This is a genomic window from Roseateles sp. GW821-FHT09H11 (assembly GCF_059415845.1).
In genome coordinates, this window is sequence record NZ_JBWKOA010000004.1 from 17,775 (window position 1) to 34,427 (window position 16,653).

Consider the following 16,653-nt stretch of genomic DNA (forward strand, 5'->3'; position numbering starts at 1 on the left):
TCTAGCGGGCGATGTCCGACGCGAGGGCGGCCTGACGGTCGCTCTCGCCAAGGATCCGACCGAGCAGGCCCTCGATCACGGGCCGCGGCGCTTCGACTGCGAGTTCTTCGGCCACCACTTCCGCCTGTGCGCGCACCAGCTCGCACAGGCGTTTCAATTCCAGCGTGATGCTGCGGGGCGCGATGTCGCAGTCGCGCGCGAAGTCGGCCCAAGCCTGCGCATCAAATGCGCGCGCGTTGTGGGCGCCATGGTCGCCATGGGCATCATGGGTGCCGCAGGCGAAGCCATGAGCCGGTGCCACGCGCAGCCCCCCGTGATCGACGAAGAACGACAGGTCCTCCGCCCCTGAGCCTTCGCTGCCGATGAGCTGGCGGAACATCGTCCAGCGCAGCAGCGCGCGGCTGTCGACCAGCGGCGTGGGACTGTGCGCCAGCAGCGAGAAGATCTGCGCCAGCGACACCCCCTCACGGTCAGCTGGCGGCACGCCGAGCGCCTGACAGGCGCTGATCGCATGCAGGCGCCGCACGCGGCCGTCCTCGAGCCGCTGCCGATCGAAGCGCTCGACCAGCAGCACCGGTTCCGGCACGCGATGCAGCTGCACCGGCGCCACGTCCAGGCCCACGCGCGCGGCGAGTCGCATGCAGAAGAATTCGTTGAAGGGCTGATCGCCCGATCCCTGCGCCTCAGGCGCCGGCTTCAACACGTGCGTCGACGCCATCTGCGGTCCGTCGACGAAGTGCCAGCCGCCGTCCCGCTCGACGTAGACCGCGAGCTTGTCCCGCTCCCCACCGAGCGCGCCCCGCACCTGTCCGTCCCAGACGGCGAAGGGCAGCTCATCGCGATGGCGGAGGCGCTCCGACAGTTCGTCGCGTGCGATCGCCCGTTGCACCGGCCCTGCCGGTCGTTGAAGCCCGTCCGCGATCAGCCGCACCGCGCCGGCCAGATCCCGCCCCATGAGGCGCATCGCGCCGAAGCAGTCGTCGGCGCTCAGTCCCAGCGCGGCGAAGGTCCGCGACCGGGCGTCTCCGGCGGGCAGCAGATGATCGAAGAACGCGAGCACGGCGTCCGCCGTGGACTCGCTGCCCGGTCCGCCGCGCGGCGGCATCGGCAGCGACGGCGCCAGCGGAAAGGCCAGCACTTCCGAGGTCCATCGTTCGAGGTAAGCCAGCGACAGCCTGCGCGGCGACTCCGTCTGCCCCAGTGGCGCATCGGCCGCTCTCAGCCAGCCCACTTCATGCTCGTCGAGCCAGACCTCCAGACCGTTCATGCATCGTCATCCAGGTCGGAGAACTTCGAATCGCGTGCGGTGCGGATCGCGCGTCTGACGACCTCCCGCTGCTGCGACGGGACGGCGAACAGACTCACGCCGAGCGCCCTCGCCGCCTTGAGCACGGTGGACAGGCTGACGCCGCCCTGGCCGGTCTCGATGTTGATCAGCGTCTGGCGCGACATGCCCAGCGCCTCGGCGGCTTCGACCAGCGGCAGCCTCGCCGTGGTGCGCGCGGCGCGGACGGCGGCGCCCAGCGCCAGCGCGTCCTCGACCATCGGGTCGTCGGGGGGATCAATCGGTACAACAGTGCGCATGGAGATTCCAGGATCAAAGACGTATTCGCCGGATCTCCCTCCCGGGCAATCGTGATTCCTGTTTGCTGGAATCTTTATCGCTCACCGCCCATTCTGCGCCTGGAGACACGCCTCGAGGCGTGCTCCGTACGATGTCCGCTCAATCGTTCAGGTCTCGTCCCTGAACACCGTTCCGACGGTCACCGTCTCAATCGATCGGCGTGAGCTTGGCGACGCTGAGCGCCAGCCACTTCGTGCCGTGCCGGCCGAAGTTGACCTGCGCGCGCGCGTCCGGTCCCGTGCCTTCCAGCGTCAGCAGCACGCCCTCGCCGAACTTGTTGTGGAACACGCCCTTGCCGACGCGCAGCCCACCGTGTTCATTGCCGGTCTTCTCGGCCGCTGACTGCTTCATCGCGCTGGGCACCGGCGCCTGCGGGAACGCGGACGGATCGACGCGACCCGCACCCACCATCGACTTCAGCCCCGAGCCGCGCTGCCACGCCTGCTGGTAGTCCCGCGCGAAGCCGGAGCCGAAGCCCTGGTTGCGCGGCGTCAACCACTTCAGCGTCTCCTCGGGCAGCTCCTCCATGAAGCGGCTCTTGATGTTGTAGCGGGTCTGGCCGTGCAGCATCCGCGTCTGGCAGAAGCTGATGTACAGCCGCTGACGCGCGCGCGTGATCGCGACGTACATCAGCCGACGTTCTTCCTCCAGCCCGTCCGAGTCGGACAGCGAGTTCTCGTGCGGGAACAAACCTTCTTCCATGCCGGTGATGAACACCGCGTCGAACTCCAGGCCCTTGGCCGAGTGCACCGTCATCAGCTGGATCGCGTCCTGGCCGGCCTGCGCCTGGTTGTCGCCGGCTTCCAGCGAGGCATGCGTCAGGAACGCTGCCAGCGGCGACATGATCTCGCCGGTCTCCGCGTCCGGCGTGGCAGGCGCGGCCGGGGCGACCGCCGCCGGCAACCCGTCCGCGATCGCGCCGGGCGAGTGCTCGTCCACCGGCAGCGCCACCGCGTCCTTGCCGAAGCCTTCCTGCGTCACGAAGGCCTCGGCGGCGTTGACCAGTTCGCCCAGGTTCTCCAGCCGGTCCTCGCCTTCCTTCTCGGCGCGGTAGAACGCCGTCAGGCCGGAGTGTTCGATGATGTGTTCGATGATCTCGCGCAGCGTGAGCCCGGCCGTGGCCTCGCGCATCGCGTCGATCAGGCCGACGAAGCCCGCCAGGCTGGCGCCGCCGCGACCGCCGACCGCGCCGATGCTCTGCACCAGCGAGCGCCCGCTCGGACGCGCCGCGTCCTGCAGCTGCTCGATGGTGCGCGCGCCGATGCCGCGCGCCGGGAAGTTGACGACGCGCAGGAAGCTGGTGTCGTCGTTGGGGTTCTCGATCAGGCGCAGGTAGGCCAGCGCATGCTTCACCTCGGCGCGCTCGAAGAAGCGCAGGCCGCCGTACACGCGGTACGGGATGCCGGCGTTGAACAGCGCCGATTCGATCACCCGCGACTGCGCGTTGCTGCGGTAGAGCACCGCGATCTCCTTGCGCTCCAGCCCCTGGCGGTGCAGCGCCTGCGCCTCCTCCAGCAGCCATTGCGCCTCGGCGAAATCGCTGCTGGCCTCGTGCACGCGCACCGGCTCGCCGGGACCGGCCTCGGTGCGCAGGTTCTTGCCCAGGCGCCGGCTGTTGTTGCTGATCAGCGCATTGGCTGCGTCCAGGATGTTGCCGAAGCTGCGGTAGTTCTGCTCCAGCTTCACGACCTGGCGCACGCGGTACTCGCGCTCGAAGTCGGCCATGTTGCCCACGCGCGCGCCGCGGAAGGCGTAGATGCTCTGGTCGTCGTCGCCGACCGCGAACACGCCCTGCCCGCGCCCGGGCGGCGCGAACATCTTCAGCCACGCGTACTGCAGCTTGTTGGTGTCCTGGAACTCGTCGACCAGCACGTACTGGAAGCGGCGCTGGTAGTGCTCGCGCACGGCCTGGTTGTCGCGCATCAGCTCGAACGAGCGCAGCATCAGCTCGGCGAAGTCGACGACGCCCTCGCGTTCGCACTGGTCCTGGTAGGCCTGGTAGATCTCGACCAGCTTGCGGGTCTGCTCATCGCGCAGGTCGATGTCCTTGGGACGCATGCCGTCCTCTTTCGCGCCGGCGATGTACCAGGAGACCTGCTTGGGAACGAAGCGCTCCTCGTCGAGCTTCATCGCCTTGATGACGCGCTTGACCGCGGACAGCGTGTCGCCCGAGTCCAGGATCTGGAAACCTTGCGGCAAGCCGGCCAGTTTCCAGTGCGCGCGCAGGAAGCGGTTGCACAGGCCGTGGAAGGTCCCGATCCACATGCCGCGCACGTTCACCGGCAGCATCGCGGACAGGCGCGTGACCATCTCCTTGGCGGCCTTGTTGGTGAAGGTCACCGCCAGCACCGAGGCCGGCGTCGCATGCCCCTGGCTCATCAGCCAGGCGATGCGCGTCGTCAGCACGCGCGTCTTGCCCGAGCCGGCGCCGGCCAGGATCAGCGCGGGCTCCTGCCCCAGCGTCACCGCGGCGTACTGCTCGGGGTTGAGGTTGTCCAGCAGGCCGCGCGGCGCGCGCGGCGTGAACAGGTCCTCCTGCGGCGGGGTCGGGCGCTCGTCGCCGAAATCCTGGGAATTCATCCAGCCATTCTAGAGAGGCTGGCATCATGCTGCCCTCATGAAGACAGAAAAATCCAAGACCGCGGCGAACACGGCAGGCAGGAACACCCGGGCGGGATCAGAGGTGGCCCTGTGCGCCTGCGGCAGCAAGCTCCCGTATGCATCGTGCTGCGGGGCCCTGCACCGGGCCTTCGCCGAGAGCGGCGCGCTCATCGCGGCGGACGCGCAGGCGCTGATGCGCTCGCGGTACACGGCCTACACGATGGATCTGATCGAGTACCTGCTCGCGACGTGGCATCCGAGCACCCGTCCCGCGTCGCTCGATCGAGGGGAACGGGACCTGAAGTGGTTGGGCCTGGAGGTGCGTCAGCACACGCGCCAGGACGCGGACCACGAGACGGTGGCGTTCATCGCGCGCAGCAAGGTCGGCGGGCGCGCGCACCGCATGCACGAGGTCAGCCGTTTCGTGCGGGAGCACGGGGCGTGGCTGTATGTGGACGGCCAGATCGACTGACCAGCCGCACGGCCGGCGTGCGCCGCACCACCCTGCCCAAGACCAGGACGAACCGGTCCAGGAAGGACCGGTGACCGATGTGAAATTCCTGAGGCATGGCGAACTCCTGCTGGCGACTGTGCGTGCGGACCGAGGGGATCACGCCACCGACCACCGATGGCGCGGAATGCCTGCTGCGATGATGGACAGTCGACATGACAGGATTTTGGCGAACCGCCCTGTGGCTGTCCTCTCCCCCCAAACGGGGAAAAGAGGGCAAAAAGCGCTCCAGGCGTGCGCACACCGTCCCCTTCAGCGATGACACCAGCCCTTCCGCTCCTCCATCTGGACGACCACCTCGCGGTGATCGACAAGCCGGCCGGGCTGCTCGTGCACCGCACCGCGATCGACGCCCATGAAGAGGACGCCGCCCTGCAGCGACTGCGCGATCAGCTGGGTCGGCCGGTCTGGCCGGCGCATCGACTGGACCGCGGCACCTCGGGCGTGCTGGTCTTCGCGCTGAGCGCCGAGGTGGCGAGCCTGCTCGGCCAGGCGCTGGCCGAGCGCCGCACCCGCAAGCGCTACCTGGCGCTCGTGCGCGGCTGGCCCGCCGGCGATGCCGGGGTCATCGACCATCCGCTGGCGCGCGATCCGGAGCTGGCCTCCACGGGCCAGCCGCACCTGGACGCGCAGACCGAGTGGTCCTGCCTGCGGCGGCATGAGGTCCCGGTCGCCACCGATCCGCGCTTCGCGACGACGCGGCTCGCCTTGCTCGCCTGCGAGCCGGTGCAGGGACGGCGCCACCAGATCCGCCGGCATCTGAAGCACCTCGCGCATCCGATCGTCGGCGATGCCAACCATGGCAAGGGGCCACTCAACCGCACGCTCGCGGCGCACTTCGGTCGGCAGCGTCTGTGGCTCCACGCGCAGCGGCTGACGCTGACGCATCCGGTCACGGGCGCCGGGCTCGAGCTCGAAGCGCCGCCCGGCCCGGAGTGGGCGCCGTTCCTCTGAACCTCTGATGCGGGAGCCGCCGCGGAACGCGACAGGGCCACCTCAGCCGAAGCGCACCGCGTAGATCGGCGGCAGGTGCCCGGACACCAGCAACCAGCGGTCGCCGGCATCGTCCGTGGCCCACAGGTTGCCGGTCGTGCTGCCCATCAGCAGACGTTGGCCGTCGTCGTGCGCGGCCAGACCGTGGCGGTAGACGAGGTCGTAGCAATGCGCCTGCGGCAGGCCGTTGCGCAATGTCTCGAAGGTCTTGCCGCCGTCGCGCGTGCGGTTCACCACCAGCGCGCCGTCGACGGGCAGACGCTTCTCGTCCTTGATGCCGGGCACGAACCACGCCGTGGCGGGATCCCCCGCATGCGCGGCCACCGCGAAGCCGAAGCCCGACAGCGGCGGCTTGATCTCGCCCCAGTTCGCGCCGCCGTCGACCGAGCGCCAGACGCCGTTGTGATGCTGGCACCAGAGCACGTCCGGATCCGCCGTGCTGGCGACGATGCGGTGCGGATCCTGTGTGTTTTCCTCGCCCTGCTGTTCGGGCGGCAGGAAGTCGGCGCGCATGCCCTTGGCGCTGATGTGCCAGGTCGTGCCGCCGTCCTCGCTGCGCCACGCGCCACCGCAGGAGATGCCGAGCAGCAGCCGCTTCGGATCACGCGGATCGACGTTGATCGAATGGATGCCCGGCGCGTCGTAGCCGCCGCCGAACCAGCCCAGCCGCTCGGGCATGTGCCACAGCGTCTCGACGAGCCGCCAGGTCTCGCCCTGGTCGTCGCTGACGAAGAGGCCTCCGGGGATGGTCCCGGCCCACAGCCGCCCGTCGCCGCCGCGCTCCAGGGCCCAGACCTGCTGAAGCTTCCAGGGCGGGCCTTCGGCGCCTTCCGGCTGCTCGGGGAAAGCCGGTGCCGTGAGTTCGCGCCAGGTGATGCCGCCGTCGTCCGACGCCTGCAGCTTGGCCCCGAAGTGCCCGAGATTGAGCGCGGCGAACATCCGTCCGCCGCCCTGTGGCGCGGGCAGCACCATGCTGACGGGGTCCCCCACGAAGCTGTGGCGGCCGATCGACCATCCGCCGTTGGCGGGATCGTTCCGGAGTTCGAAGAGGCCCTTGCGGGTCGCGGCCCAGGCGGTGGTGGTCATCGGTGTCTCCTTGCGATGGCTGGCGTCACCTCTCACGACGTTCGAGCGTCGCCGTTCTCGACACGTCTGCGGCGAGACGGCGCTCAGCCGCCCGACAGTGCCTGCAGCACGTAGACCTTGGACTGTGCCGTCAGCGGGTCGCTGAGCGCCTGGCGATCCCGCGCGCGGTGGCCGTCGATGAACACGGCGACATGCGTCCGCAGGTGCCCCTGCTCATCCAGGATGTAGCCGCGCAGCCGGGGATTGCAGGCGAAGGCGAGCGAAAGCGCCTCCCCTAAAGTTCCGGCGTCGCAGTCCAACTGGGGGGTGTCGACGAAGCGGTGCAACTGCGAGGTGAATTCAAGGTGCGCCATGGGGTGCGATCCTGCGACGAAGCGGTCCGCATGAACAGTGGGACCACCGAGCACGACGAATGGCCTCCCCGCCTTTCGACAGCGCCGCCGGCCTGGCGCGGGCAGAATCGCGGGCCCCTCACGCGGCAAGCTCGCGGCACCCTCGCGCGAATCGCGACCACGGACCCATGACCAACGACACCCGCAACGCCGCCGACTCCGCCCACGCCCGCACCGGCATGCTCTATGCCGCGCTGGCCTACGTCGCCTGGGGCCTGTTCCCGCTGTACTTCAAACGGCTGAGCGACGTCGACGCGATCGAGGTCATCGCGCACCGGACGCTGTGGTCGATGGTCTTCGTCGCGCTGCTGCTGACCGGCCTGCGCCGCTGGGCGTGGCTGGGGCCGGTGCTGCGATCGCCAAAGCTGCTGGCGACCTGCGCCCTGTCGGCACTGCTGCTCTCGACCAACTGGCTGGTCTATGTGTGGGCGGTGCAGCAGGGACACGTCGTCGAGGCCAGCCTGGGTTACTTCATCAACCCGCTGGTCAACGTGATGCTGGGCTTCGTGTTCCTGCGCGAACGGCTGCGGCCGATCCAGTGGCTGGCGATCGGGCTCGCCGCGGCCGGCGTGATCTGGCTGACGGTCACCGCCGGACGGTTGCCGTGGATCGCGCTCGTGCTGGCGCTGAGCTTCGGGGTCTACGGGCTGATGCGCAAGACGGCGCAGCTCGGCGCGCTCGAGGGCCTGACGCTGGAAACGCTGATCCTCTCGCCCTTTGCCGCGATCGCCTTGGCCTGGTGGACGCACCAGGGCACCAGCGCGTTCGCGACCGGCGACCCCGGCCACATCGCCTGGCTGCTGCTGGCGGGGCCGCTGACCGCCGTGCCGCTGCTGCTGTTCGCCGCCGGCGCGCGCCGCATCACGCTGACGACGCTCGGCCTCGTGCAATACCTGTCCCCGACGATCCAGTTCCTGCTCGGCGTCTGGCTGTATCACGAGCCGCTCGCCGGCGCGCGGCTCGTCGGCTTCGCGCTGATCTGGTCGGCGCTGGCCGTCTACAGCGCGGAGAGCCTCTGGCGCAGCCGGCGGTGATCGTCCCCCAAAACGACTGACGCCCCTTTCGGGGCGTCAGTTCAGAGGAGCGCGTTGCTCGTCAGTTGCGGATCAGGTGATCGAAAGCGCTGAGCGCGGCCTTCGCACCGTCACCGGCCGCGATGATGATCTGCTTGAACGGCACCGTCGTCGCGTCGCCCGCGGCGAACACGCCCGGCACCGAGGTCTGACCCTTCGCGTCGACGATGATCTCGCCGTGACGCGACAGCTCCACCGTGCCACGCAGCCACTCGGTGTTGGGCACCAGACCGATCTGCACAAACACGCCTTCGACCTCGACGCGCTTGGCTTCACCGGTGGCGCGGTCGATGTAGTTCAGTCCGTCGAGCTTGCCCGCCGTGCCGGTGAACTCGCTGGTCTGCGCCTGCTTCAGGATGACGACGTTGGGCAGGCTCTCCAGCTTCTTCACCAGCACCGCGTCCGCGCGCAGTTGGTCGCCGAACTCCAGCAGCGTCACATGCGACACGATGCCGGCCAGGTCGATCGCCGCCTCGACGCCGGAGTTGCCGCCGCCGATCACCGCCACGCGCTTGCCCTTGAACAGCGGACCGTCGCAATGCGGGCAGTAGGCCACGCCCTTGTTCTTGTATTCCTGCTCGCCCGGCACGTTGACGTTCCTCCACCGCGCACCGGTCGAGATGATCACCGTCTTGCTCTTGAGCGAACCGCCGTTGGCCAGCTTCAGCTCGACCAGCCCGCCCGGCGTGGCCGCCGGAATCAGCTGGTCCGCGCGCTGCAGGTTCATGACGTCGACGCCGTAATCCTTGACGTGCGATTCCAGCGCCATCGAGAACTTCGGACCGTCGGTCGACAGCACGGAGATGTAGTTCTCGATCGCCAGCGTGTCGTTGACCTGGCCGCCAAAACGCTCGGCCGCGATGCCGGTGCGGATGCCCTTGCGAGCGGCATAAACAGCCGCCGCCGCGCCGGCCGGGCCGCCGCCGACGATCAGCACGTCGTACGGGTCCTTGGCCGACAGCTTGGCCGCGTCCTTCTCCGCCGCGCCGGTGTCCAGCTTGGCGGCGATCTCCTCGACCGTCATGCGGCCCGAGCCGAACTCCTGGCCGTTCAGGTAGATCGTGGGCACGGCCATGATCTCGCGGGCGTTCACCTCGTCCTGGAACAGCGCGCCGTCCACGACCACCGTCTTGACGCGCGGATTCAGCACCGACATCAGCGACAGCGCCTGCACGACGTCCGGGCAGTTGTGGCAGGTCAGGGACATGTACACCTCGAAGAGGTAGTCCCCGTCCAGGCCCTTGATCTGGTCGATGGTGGACTGCTCCACCTTCGGGGGATGACCGCCCGTCCACAGCAGGGCCAGCACCAGCGAGGTGAACTCATGGCCCAGGGGAATCGCGGCGAAACGCAGGCTCTGTGCCGTGCCCGTACGCTTCAGGCTGAACGACGGCTTGCGCGCGTCGTTGCCGTCGAGGTTCAGCGTGATCTTGTCGGACATCGCGGCGATGTCCTGCAGCAGTTGCTTGAGCTCTGCGGAGCTCTCGGAGTCGTTCAACGAGGCTTCGATCTCGAACGGCAGCGTCACCCGCTCCAGGTAGGCCTTGAGCTGCGCCTTCAGGTTGTCGTCCAACATCGTTGCTTCCTTCCAATTTTCTTAAGCGACTTCGAGAACCGGCCTCCCTGTCAGATCAGAGGGGCGGCCGAACACACGCCCGCGGACCGGATCGGTCCACGCGCGGTGCTTTTGCAGTGAGGGGGAGAGGAACGTCCTCATCCGGATCACCGGTCCGGGGGAAGGTCGATCCGGACGGATCGCCTGCTTCCCCCGCCAGGGCGAGATCCTTAGATCTTGCCGACCAGGTCCAGCGACGGGGCGATGGTCTTGTCGCCTTCGTTCCACTTGGCCGGGCAGACCTGGCCCGGGTTCTTGGCGACGTACTGGGCAGCCTTCAGCTTGCGCAGCGTTTCCTTGACGTCGCGGGCGATCGCGTTGTCATGCACTTCCAGGGTCTTGATGACGCCGTCCGGATTGATCACGAAGGTGCCGCGCAGGGCCAGGCCTTCTTCCGGGATGTGCACGCCGAAGGCGTTCGTCAGCGCGTGCGTCGGGTCACCGACCAGCGGGAACTTGGCCTTGCCGACAGCCGGCGAGGTTTCGTGCCACACCTTGTGCGAGAAGTGCGTGTCGGTCGTGACGATGTAGACCTCGGCGCCCAACTTCTGGAACTCGCCGTAGTTGTCAGCCGCGTCTTCGACTTCCGTCGGGCAGTTGAAGGTGAAGGCGGCCGGCATGAAGATCAGCACGGACCACTTGCCCTTGAGCGACTCTTCAGTGACCTCGATGAACTTGCCGTTGTGGAACGCTTGGGCCTTGAAGGGTTGGACTTGGGTGTTGATCAGGGACATTGCTTCGTACTCGCTGTCAGGTTGATGGGATGGACGGAATGATAGGGGGCTGAGGCTATCGGCGGGTTTGAATTCCCCAATGCAGCCTATTGCCTATCCCTATTGAGTCAAACTATCAAAAATCGTTTGTGCGATAGCAAAAACTTCATGACTCCGTCACAACCCGCGTGAACGCGGGCTGTTGCCTGATGTCTCCTGGTGCCGCGTCCGGTGCTTCTCCGCACCTGAAACGTTCACAGCGCCTCAAGCGCGAGCAGTTCCTCGACCGTCTGGCGGCGACGGATCAGGCGGTCCGAACCGCCGTCGACGAGCACCTCGGCGATCAGCGGCCGGCTGTTGTAGTTGCTGGACATGGACGCGCCGTACGCACCCGTGTCGTGGATGACCAGCAAGTCGCCGACATGCGCTTGTGGCAATTCCCGCGCCAGCACCACGCCCCCTTCGGCCTGCGTGAACACATCGCCCGATTCGCAGAGCGGACCGGCGACCACGGTCTCGCGCGTTGGCCGACGCTGGCCGTCCGCGGGAATCAGGCTCATCGCATGGAAGCTGCCATACATCGCCGGCCGCATCAGTTCGTTGAATCCGGCGTCGACCAGCAGGAAGTGTTGCCGCCCCTGGGCCTTGACCGCGCGGACCTCGGCGAGCAGCACGCCGGACTCCGCCACCAGATAGCGGCCCGGTTCGATCTCGAGCGCCAGGTCGTGGCCGACCACGCCTTCCGCTTCCTTGCGCGCGGCATCCCACAGACTGAAGTAGTGGGCGGTATCGATGGACTCGCCGCCCTCCTGGTAGGGGATCGACAGCCCACCGCCGGCCGAGAGCGCGTGCAGGTCCAGGCCCTGCGCCTTCACGATGCGGACCAGGTCGACCATCGCGCCACTGACACGCCCCAGGTGGTCGTAGTCGACGCCCGAGCCGATGTGCATGTGCAGCCCGATCAGCGTCAGCCCGCGGCGCGCGATGACCGCCAGCGCGTCCGTGAGCTGCTCATGCCAGATGCCGTGCTTGCTGTGCTCGCCGCCCGTGTTGGTCTTGTTGCTGTGACCGTGACCGAAGCCGGGGTTCAGCCGCAGCCACACCGGGTGACCGGGCGAGACCTCGCCGAGCTGCTCCAGCATGTCGATCGAGCCGGCGTTCACCGGGACGCGGTGTTCGACGACGGTCTTGAGCGTCTCGCGATCCAGCAGGTCGGCCGTGAACACGATGTCCGAGTGCACCGCGTCCGCACCCGTGCCGACGGTGAAGCCGGCGGCGAAGGCGCGCAGCAGCTCGCCGCGCGACACCGAATCGACCTTCACGCCCTGTTCCCGCATCAATCTGAGGATGTGGGTGTTGGAGCACGCCTTCTGAGCGAAGCGCACCGTGTCGAAACCGCCCAGCGCCGTGATGCGCTCGCGGATGAGGGCGGCGTCGTACACCCACAGCGGGGTGCCGTACTTCGTGGCGAGCGCTTGCAACTGCTGTTCGCGGGCGGGGGTCAGGGCTTGCGGCATGTCAGGAGTCCTTCAGACGGATGCAGATTGGAACTGCGGCAAGCATCCCTCCGGCTAGCCATTCAATCAAATGCTTTGTTTTGCCTACAGAATTCATTTTTGATATGCGCTGATATGCTTCCGCGATGTCTCTGTCGATCACGCACCGCCACATCGAGGTGTTCCGCGCCGTCATGACTGCCGGCAGCGTGACTGGCGCTGCGCAATTGCTGTTCACGTCTCAACCGACCGTCAGTCGGGAGCTGGCGCGGATGGAATCGCTGCTCGGCTACGCCCTGTTCGACCGCGCCCCGGGACGTGTGCGCCCGACCGCGCGGGCTCTGGCGCTGTTTGACGAAGTCCAGCGTGCCTACCAGGGGCTGGACCAGGTCGTCGCCCGCGCCCAATCGCTGGGACGCGCCGAGGACGAACGCCTGCGCGTCCTGACGCTGCCGGCACTGGCGCACGCGCTGCTGCCGGACGCGAGCGCCGATTGGCTCGGCCGGCATCCCCAGGCGGAACTGACGCTGACACCGCAGGAGTCACCGCTGCTCGAGGAATGGATGGCGGCCCAGCGCTTCGACATCGGCCTGAGCGAGGTCTCCGTCGCCGTGCCCGGCACGCGCAGCGAGACGCTGGCCGAGCTCGACGAGGTGTGCGTGCTCCCCGCCGGCCATCGACTGCTGGAACGGCAAGTCCTGACCCCGGAGGACTTCGAGGGTGAGCGCTTCGTCAGCCTGTCCGCCGACGATCCCTACCGCCGCCAGTTCGACGCGATCTTCGCGGCCGCCGGCGTGCGGCGGCGTCTGCAAATGGAGACACACAGCGCGATCGCCGTCTGTTCACTGGTTCAGAAAAACCTGGGCATTGCACTCGTGAATCCACTGACGGCGAGGGCCTGCGCGGGCCCCGATCTGCACCTGCGGCCATTCTCGGTGTCGGTACCCTTCCGCATCCAGGCCTTGTGGCCGCTGCACCGCGCCACGCATGCGCTGACGCAGGATTTCATCGACGCGGTGAAACGTGCGCTCGCGCCTGCGATGGCCAGTCAAACTTCCAGCCAAGCCTCCAGCGGGCGGGGCCTGCCGAGCGCACTGCGCGCGCAGGCCGCCGGAAAAGCAAAACGACGCTGACCGCGAGGCCAGCGCCGTTCCATGAAACGCGTGTGGCTCAGGCGGCCTTGATCGCCACCGGTGCCGGCGTCGCACTCGCGGTCGACAGGAAGCGCTCGCGGATCGAGCGCTCGATGCCGGCAGCGTCCAGGCCGCACTGCGCCATGAGCTTGCCGGGCTCGCCGTGCTCGACATATTCGTCAGGCAGGCCCAGCTGCAGCACGGGCAGCGACAGGCCTTCGGACTGCAGCGCTTCCAGGACCGCGCTGCCGGCGCCGCCCATGACGCAACCGTCCTCGATGGTCACCAGCACATCGTGCGTGCGGGCCAGTTCCTTGACCAGATCGACGTCCAGCGGCTTCACGAAACGCATGTTGGCGACGCTCGCGTCGAGCGCCTCCGCCGCCTTCAGCGCCGCATGCAGCAGCGTGCCGAAGGCCAGGATCGCGATACGAGGCGCGTGCGCCGCGCCGCGACCGCCAGCCGCAGACTGCGACGAGGTCCGGCGCATCTCGCCCTTGCCCCACGGCAGCGCGACCATGTCCTTCCTGATCTCCGCGCCGATGCCCGCGCCGCGCGGATAGCGGACCGTCACCGGGCCGTTGTGCACGTGGCCGGTGTACAGCGCCTGGCGGCACTCGTTCTCATCCGACGGCGTGATCACGCTCATGTTCGGAATGCAACGCGTGAAGGCGATGTCGTAGTTGCCGGCGTGCGTCGCGCCGTCGGCGCCGACCAGGCCCGCGCGGTCCAGTGCGAACAGCACCGGCAGGTTCTGCAGCGCCACGTCGTGGACCATCTGGTCGTAGCCGCGCTGCAGGAAGGTCGAATAGATCGCCACCACCGGCCGCAGGCCTTCGCAGGCGAGGCCGCCGGCGAAGGTCACCGCGTGCTGCTCGGCGATGCCGACGTCGTAGTAACGCGTCGGGAAGCGCTTGTGGAACTCGACCATGCCCGAGCCCTCGCGCATCGCCGGCGTGATGCCGACCAGCGTCGGATCGGCCTCGGCCATGTCGCAGAGCCAGTCGCCGAACACCGTCGTGAAGGTCTTCTTCGCCGGGGAGGTCGACGGCTTGATGCCTTCGGCCGGGTTGAACGGCGTCGGACCGTGGTACTTGACCGGGTCCGCCTCCGCCAGCTTGTAGCCCTGGCCCTTGCGCGTGACCAGGTGCAGGAACTGCGGGCCCTTCTTGTCGCGCAGGTTCTCCAGCGTGGGGATCAGCGCGTCCAGGTCATGCCCGTCGATCGGGCCGACGTAGTTGAAGCCGAATTCCTCGAAGATCGTCCCGGGCACGAACATGCCCTTGGTGTGCTCCTCGAAGCGGCGCGCGAACTCGTACAGCGGCGTGTGCTTCAGCACCGACTTCGCGCCCTCGCGCGCGGCGGCGTAGAACTTGCCGCTCATCAGCCGGGTGAAATACTTGTTCAGCGCGCCGACCGGCGGGCTGATCGACATGTCGTTGTCGTTCAGGATCACCAGCACGTCGCCGAGCAGGCCGCCATGCGCGACGCCGGCGTTGTTCAGCGCCTCGAAGGCCATGCCGGCGGTCATCGCGCCGTCGCCGATGATCGCGACCACACGGCGTGACTCGCCCTTGATCCGGGCCGCCATCGCCATGCCGTGCGCGGCGGAGATCGAGGTGCTCGAATGCGCGGTGCCGAAGGTGTCGTACTCGCTCTCGTCGCGGCGCGGAAAGCCGGAGATGCCGCCCTGCTGGCGCAGCGTCGCCATCGCGTCGCGGCGGCCGGTCAGGATCTTGTGCGGGTAGGTCTGGTGACCGACGTCCCACACCAGCCGGTCGCGCGGCGTGTCGTAGACATAGTGCAGCGCGACCGTCATCTCCACGGTGCCCAGGTTCGACGACAGATGGCCGCCGGTCTTGGACACGCTGTTGAGGATGTGCGCGCGGACCTCGTCCGCCAGTTGCGGGAGCTGACCGCGGGACAGCCGGCGCACGTCCGCGGGGCTCTCGATGGTGCCCAGCAGGGTCTGCGCGGCCGTCGCGTTCGGTGGGTTGTCGCTCATGGCGTCGCCTCTCCTTGTTGCCGGATCCTTGCGGGATCCGAGCAGGATCTCAGTTGTCGCGCTCCACCACCTTGTCAGCCAGCAGGCTGAGCCAGGCGGTGTCGGCCAGACCGCTGCCGGAGAGCGCCTGATGCGCCTCGTCCCGCAGGCGGAGCGCGTACGCGCGGGCGGGCTCGAGGCCCAGCACGCTGACGTAGGTCGGCTTGTTGTTGTCCTGATCCTTGCCGGCGGTCTTGCCGAGCACGTCACTGTCCTGCGTCACGTCCAGGATGTCGTCGACGACCTGGAAGGCCAGGCCGATCGCCGCGCCGTAGCGGCTCAGCGACTCCCACGCGGCCGGCGTGATCTCACCGCACGCGGCGCCCATCAGGACGCTGGCCTGCAGCAGCACGCCGGTCTTGCGGCGGTGCATGTCGCGCAACTTGGCTTCGTCCAGCGGCTTGCCGATGCTGGCCAGGTCGATCGCCTGGCCGCCGGCCATGCCGTCGTAACCGCTGGCGCGCGCCAGCAGCCGGCACAGCCTGGCCTGCAGCGCGGGGGCGACGCCCTCGTCCGGCGTCAGCACGTCGAAGGCCAGCGCCTGCATCGCGTCGCCGGCCAGCATCGCCTGCGCCTCGCCGTACTGCACATGCAGCGTGGGCTTGCCGCGGCGCAGGACGTCGTTGTCCATGCAGGGCATGTCGTCATGCGCCAGCGAATACGCGTGGATCAACTCCACCGCGCACGCCGCGCGCATCGCGGCCTCGCGCTGGCCGCCCGCGGCGTCGGCCGCGGCCAGCACCAGCAGGGGGCGCAAGCGCTTCCCGGCGCCGAGGACGGCATACCGCATCGCATCGCCGAGGCCGGCCGGCGCCGCTTCGGGCACCCAGGCCTCCAGCGCCTGCTCGACGTCCTCGAGCGACTGCTTTACCCAACGTTCGAAAATACCCGCATCCACTTATTCATCTCCCCAAGCCTGCGCGCTCCCACCCTCAATGACCTGTACTTGTTGTTCGACGGCCTGAAGTCGTGCGCGGCAGTATTTGAGCAAGGCGGCTCCCCGCTGGTAACTGGCCAGTAACTGGTCCAGCGGCAGTTGCCCGGCCTCCATGGCCTGCACCAGACGCTCCAACTCCTCGACCGCCAGCTCATAGCTGGCGGGCTCCTGCTCCTGGATCGTGGGCTGCGCCGTCTTGGCGCTGGCGGAAGGCTTGCTCATTTCAAAACGCGAAAAGGCTGATTGTAAGCACCGCCACCACCCTGCCCGCCTTCCGACCGTCGGGGGATGTGAGCGCGCCGCCACAGGCGTCAGCGGGTGTTTCGGGCGCTGGGTGACACCTGACACCCACCCGTTTCCCCTCCAGAGGCGGGCCGGGTACAATCACCGGTTCCTTTGCCCGCTGCTATGCCCTAAAAGGGCCGGCGGGCTTTT

At 68.2% G+C, this 16,653-nt stretch carries 15 protein-coding genes; 4 read left to right on the top strand and 11 right to left on the bottom strand.

Going from position 1 to position 16,653, the window contains the following annotated elements:
- Position 1: 1 nt before the first annotated feature.
- The 3 genes from AC07PR_RS14105 to AC07PR_RS14115 form a co-directional block, all read right to left on the bottom strand.
- Entirely contained in the window at positions 2 to 1,267 is a 1,266-nt protein-coding gene (locus AC07PR_RS14105) for a HipA domain-containing protein (RefSeq protein WP_495135660.1), read from the bottom strand.
- Positions 1,264 to 1,584, bottom strand: coding sequence for a helix-turn-helix transcriptional regulator (locus AC07PR_RS14110; RefSeq protein ID WP_377156847.1), 321 nt, complete (start codon positions 1,582 to 1,584; stop codon positions 1,264 to 1,266). Before AC07PR_RS14110 ends, AC07PR_RS14105 begins: the two co-directional genes overlap by 4 nt.
- 187 nt (positions 1,585 to 1,771) lie before the next feature.
- Complete coding sequence (locus tag AC07PR_RS14115) at positions 1,772 to 4,204, bottom strand: UvrD-helicase domain-containing protein (RefSeq protein WP_377156849.1); 2,433 nt, start codon at positions 4,202 to 4,204, stop codon at positions 1,772 to 1,774.
- Positions 4,205 to 4,241: 37 nt separating this feature from the next.
- Here AC07PR_RS14115 and AC07PR_RS14120 point away from each other — a divergent pair, with 37 nt between their 5' ends.
- The gene (locus AC07PR_RS14120; RefSeq protein WP_377156851.1) at positions 4,242 to 4,697 is read left to right on the top strand and encodes a YchJ family protein; all 456 of its coding nucleotides are present in this window, start codon (positions 4,242 to 4,244) and stop codon (positions 4,695 to 4,697) included.
- A gap of 297 nt (positions 4,698 to 4,994) precedes the next feature.
- Positions 4,995 to 5,690 (top strand): pseudouridine synthase, encoded by a 696-nt coding sequence (locus AC07PR_RS14125; protein ID WP_495135661.1) that lies wholly within the window; start codon positions 4,995 to 4,997, stop codon positions 5,688 to 5,690.
- A 42-nt stretch (positions 5,691 to 5,732) separates the two neighbouring features.
- On the opposite strand, the gene AC07PR_RS14130 is transcribed toward AC07PR_RS14125, so the two are convergent.
- A complete protein-coding gene (locus tag AC07PR_RS14130) occupies positions 5,733 to 6,815 on the bottom strand; it encodes a WD40/YVTN/BNR-like repeat-containing protein (protein WP_495135662.1) in 1,083 nt (360 codons plus the stop codon).
- Between the two features lie 83 nt (positions 6,816 to 6,898).
- Positions 6,899 to 7,168, bottom strand: coding sequence for a ubiquitin family protein (locus tag AC07PR_RS14135; RefSeq protein ID WP_377156855.1), 270 nt, complete (start codon positions 7,166 to 7,168; stop codon positions 6,899 to 6,901).
- Positions 7,169 to 7,335: 167 nt separating this feature from the next.
- Between AC07PR_RS14135 and rarD the strand changes: the two genes are divergently transcribed.
- Positions 7,336 to 8,241, top strand: a complete 906-nt coding sequence (gene rarD, locus AC07PR_RS14140) for an EamA family transporter RarD (RefSeq protein ID WP_495135663.1) — start codon at positions 7,336 to 7,338, stop codon at positions 8,239 to 8,241.
- Between the two features lie 61 nt (positions 8,242 to 8,302).
- Here the strand turns inward: rarD and ahpF are convergent, their stop codons facing one another.
- The 3 genes from ahpF to lysA all read right to left on the bottom strand — a co-directional run bounded on the left by ahpF (position 8,303) and on the right by lysA (position 12,125).
- On the bottom strand, positions 8,303 to 9,856 hold the full coding sequence (gene ahpF / locus AC07PR_RS14145; RefSeq protein ID WP_431102182.1) for an alkyl hydroperoxide reductase subunit F: 1,554 nt from the start codon (positions 9,854 to 9,856) through the stop codon (positions 8,303 to 8,305).
- A 209-nt stretch (positions 9,857 to 10,065) separates the two neighbouring features.
- The gene (ahpC, locus tag AC07PR_RS14150; RefSeq protein ID WP_067283909.1) at positions 10,066 to 10,629 is read right to left on the bottom strand and encodes an alkyl hydroperoxide reductase subunit C; all 564 of its coding nucleotides are present in this window, start codon (positions 10,627 to 10,629) and stop codon (positions 10,066 to 10,068) included.
- A gap of 233 nt (positions 10,630 to 10,862) precedes the next feature.
- Positions 10,863 to 12,125: a diaminopimelate decarboxylase gene (lysA, locus tag AC07PR_RS14155; protein WP_495135664.1), complete on the bottom strand. Its 1,263-nt coding sequence runs from the start codon at positions 12,123 to 12,125 to the stop codon at positions 10,863 to 10,865.
- A gap of 125 nt (positions 12,126 to 12,250) precedes the next feature.
- On the opposite strand from lysA, the gene AC07PR_RS14160 reads away from it, so the two are divergent.
- Positions 12,251 to 13,237, top strand: coding sequence for a LysR family transcriptional regulator (locus tag AC07PR_RS14160; protein ID WP_495135665.1), 987 nt, complete (start codon positions 12,251 to 12,253; stop codon positions 13,235 to 13,237).
- Positions 13,238 to 13,274: 37 nt separating this feature from the next.
- On the opposite strand, the gene dxs is transcribed toward AC07PR_RS14160, so the two are convergent.
- Genes dxs through AC07PR_RS14175 form a run of 3 tightly spaced genes read right to left on the bottom strand, consistent with a single transcriptional unit; the run spans position 13,275 to position 16,440 of the window.
- The gene (gene dxs / locus AC07PR_RS14165) at positions 13,275 to 15,242 is read right to left on the bottom strand and encodes a 1-deoxy-D-xylulose-5-phosphate synthase (protein ID WP_495135666.1); all 1,968 of its coding nucleotides are present in this window, start codon (positions 15,240 to 15,242) and stop codon (positions 13,275 to 13,277) included.
- A gap of 49 nt (positions 15,243 to 15,291) precedes the next feature.
- Positions 15,292 to 16,179 (bottom strand): polyprenyl synthetase family protein, encoded by an 888-nt coding sequence (locus tag AC07PR_RS14170; protein ID WP_377156865.1) that lies wholly within the window; start codon positions 16,177 to 16,179, stop codon positions 15,292 to 15,294.
- Positions 16,180 to 16,440 carry an exodeoxyribonuclease VII small subunit gene (locus AC07PR_RS14175; RefSeq protein ID WP_377156866.1) on the bottom strand — a complete coding sequence of 87 codons (261 nt, stop codon included), beginning with the start codon at positions 16,438 to 16,440 and terminating at the stop codon, positions 16,180 to 16,182.
- Positions 16,441 to 16,653: the final 213 nt, after the last annotated feature.

Coding starts and splice junctions, on each gene's coding strand:
- AC07PR_RS14105 (WP_495135660.1), bottom strand. CDS start 1,267: ATGAACGGTCTGGAGGTCTGGCTCGACGAGCATGAAGTGGGCTGGCTG.
- AC07PR_RS14110 (WP_377156847.1), bottom strand. CDS start 1,584: ATGCGCACTGTTGTACCGATTGATCCCCCCGACGACCCGATGGTCGAG.
- AC07PR_RS14115 (WP_377156849.1), bottom strand. CDS start 4,204: ATGAATTCCCAGGATTTCGGCGACGAGCGCCCGACCCCGCCGCAGGAG.
- AC07PR_RS14120 (WP_377156851.1), top strand. CDS start 4,242: ATGAAGACAGAAAAATCCAAGACCGCGGCGAACACGGCAGGCAGGAAC.
- AC07PR_RS14125 (WP_495135661.1), top strand. CDS start 4,995: ATGACACCAGCCCTTCCGCTCCTCCATCTGGACGACCACCTCGCGGTG.
- AC07PR_RS14130 (WP_495135662.1), bottom strand. CDS start 6,815: ATGACCACCACCGCCTGGGCCGCGACCCGCAAGGGCCTCTTCGAACTC.
- AC07PR_RS14135 (WP_377156855.1), bottom strand. CDS start 7,168: ATGGCGCACCTTGAATTCACCTCGCAGTTGCACCGCTTCGTCGACACC.
- rarD (WP_495135663.1), top strand. CDS start 7,336: ATGACCAACGACACCCGCAACGCCGCCGACTCCGCCCACGCCCGCACC.
- ahpF (WP_431102182.1), bottom strand. CDS start 9,856: ATGTTGGACGACAACCTGAAGGCGCAGCTCAAGGCCTACCTGGAGCGG.
- ahpC (WP_067283909.1), bottom strand. CDS start 10,629: ATGTCCCTGATCAACACCCAAGTCCAACCCTTCAAGGCCCAAGCGTTC.
- lysA (WP_495135664.1), bottom strand. CDS start 12,125: ATGCCGCAAGCCCTGACCCCCGCCCGCGAACAGCAGTTGCAAGCGCTC.
- AC07PR_RS14160 (WP_495135665.1), top strand. CDS start 12,251: ATGTCTCTGTCGATCACGCACCGCCACATCGAGGTGTTCCGCGCCGTC.
- dxs (WP_495135666.1), bottom strand. CDS start 15,242: ATGAGCGACAACCCACCGAACGCGACGGCCGCGCAGACCCTGCTGGGC.
- AC07PR_RS14175 (WP_377156866.1), bottom strand. CDS start 16,440: ATGAGCAAGCCTTCCGCCAGCGCCAAGACGGCGCAGCCCACGATCCAG.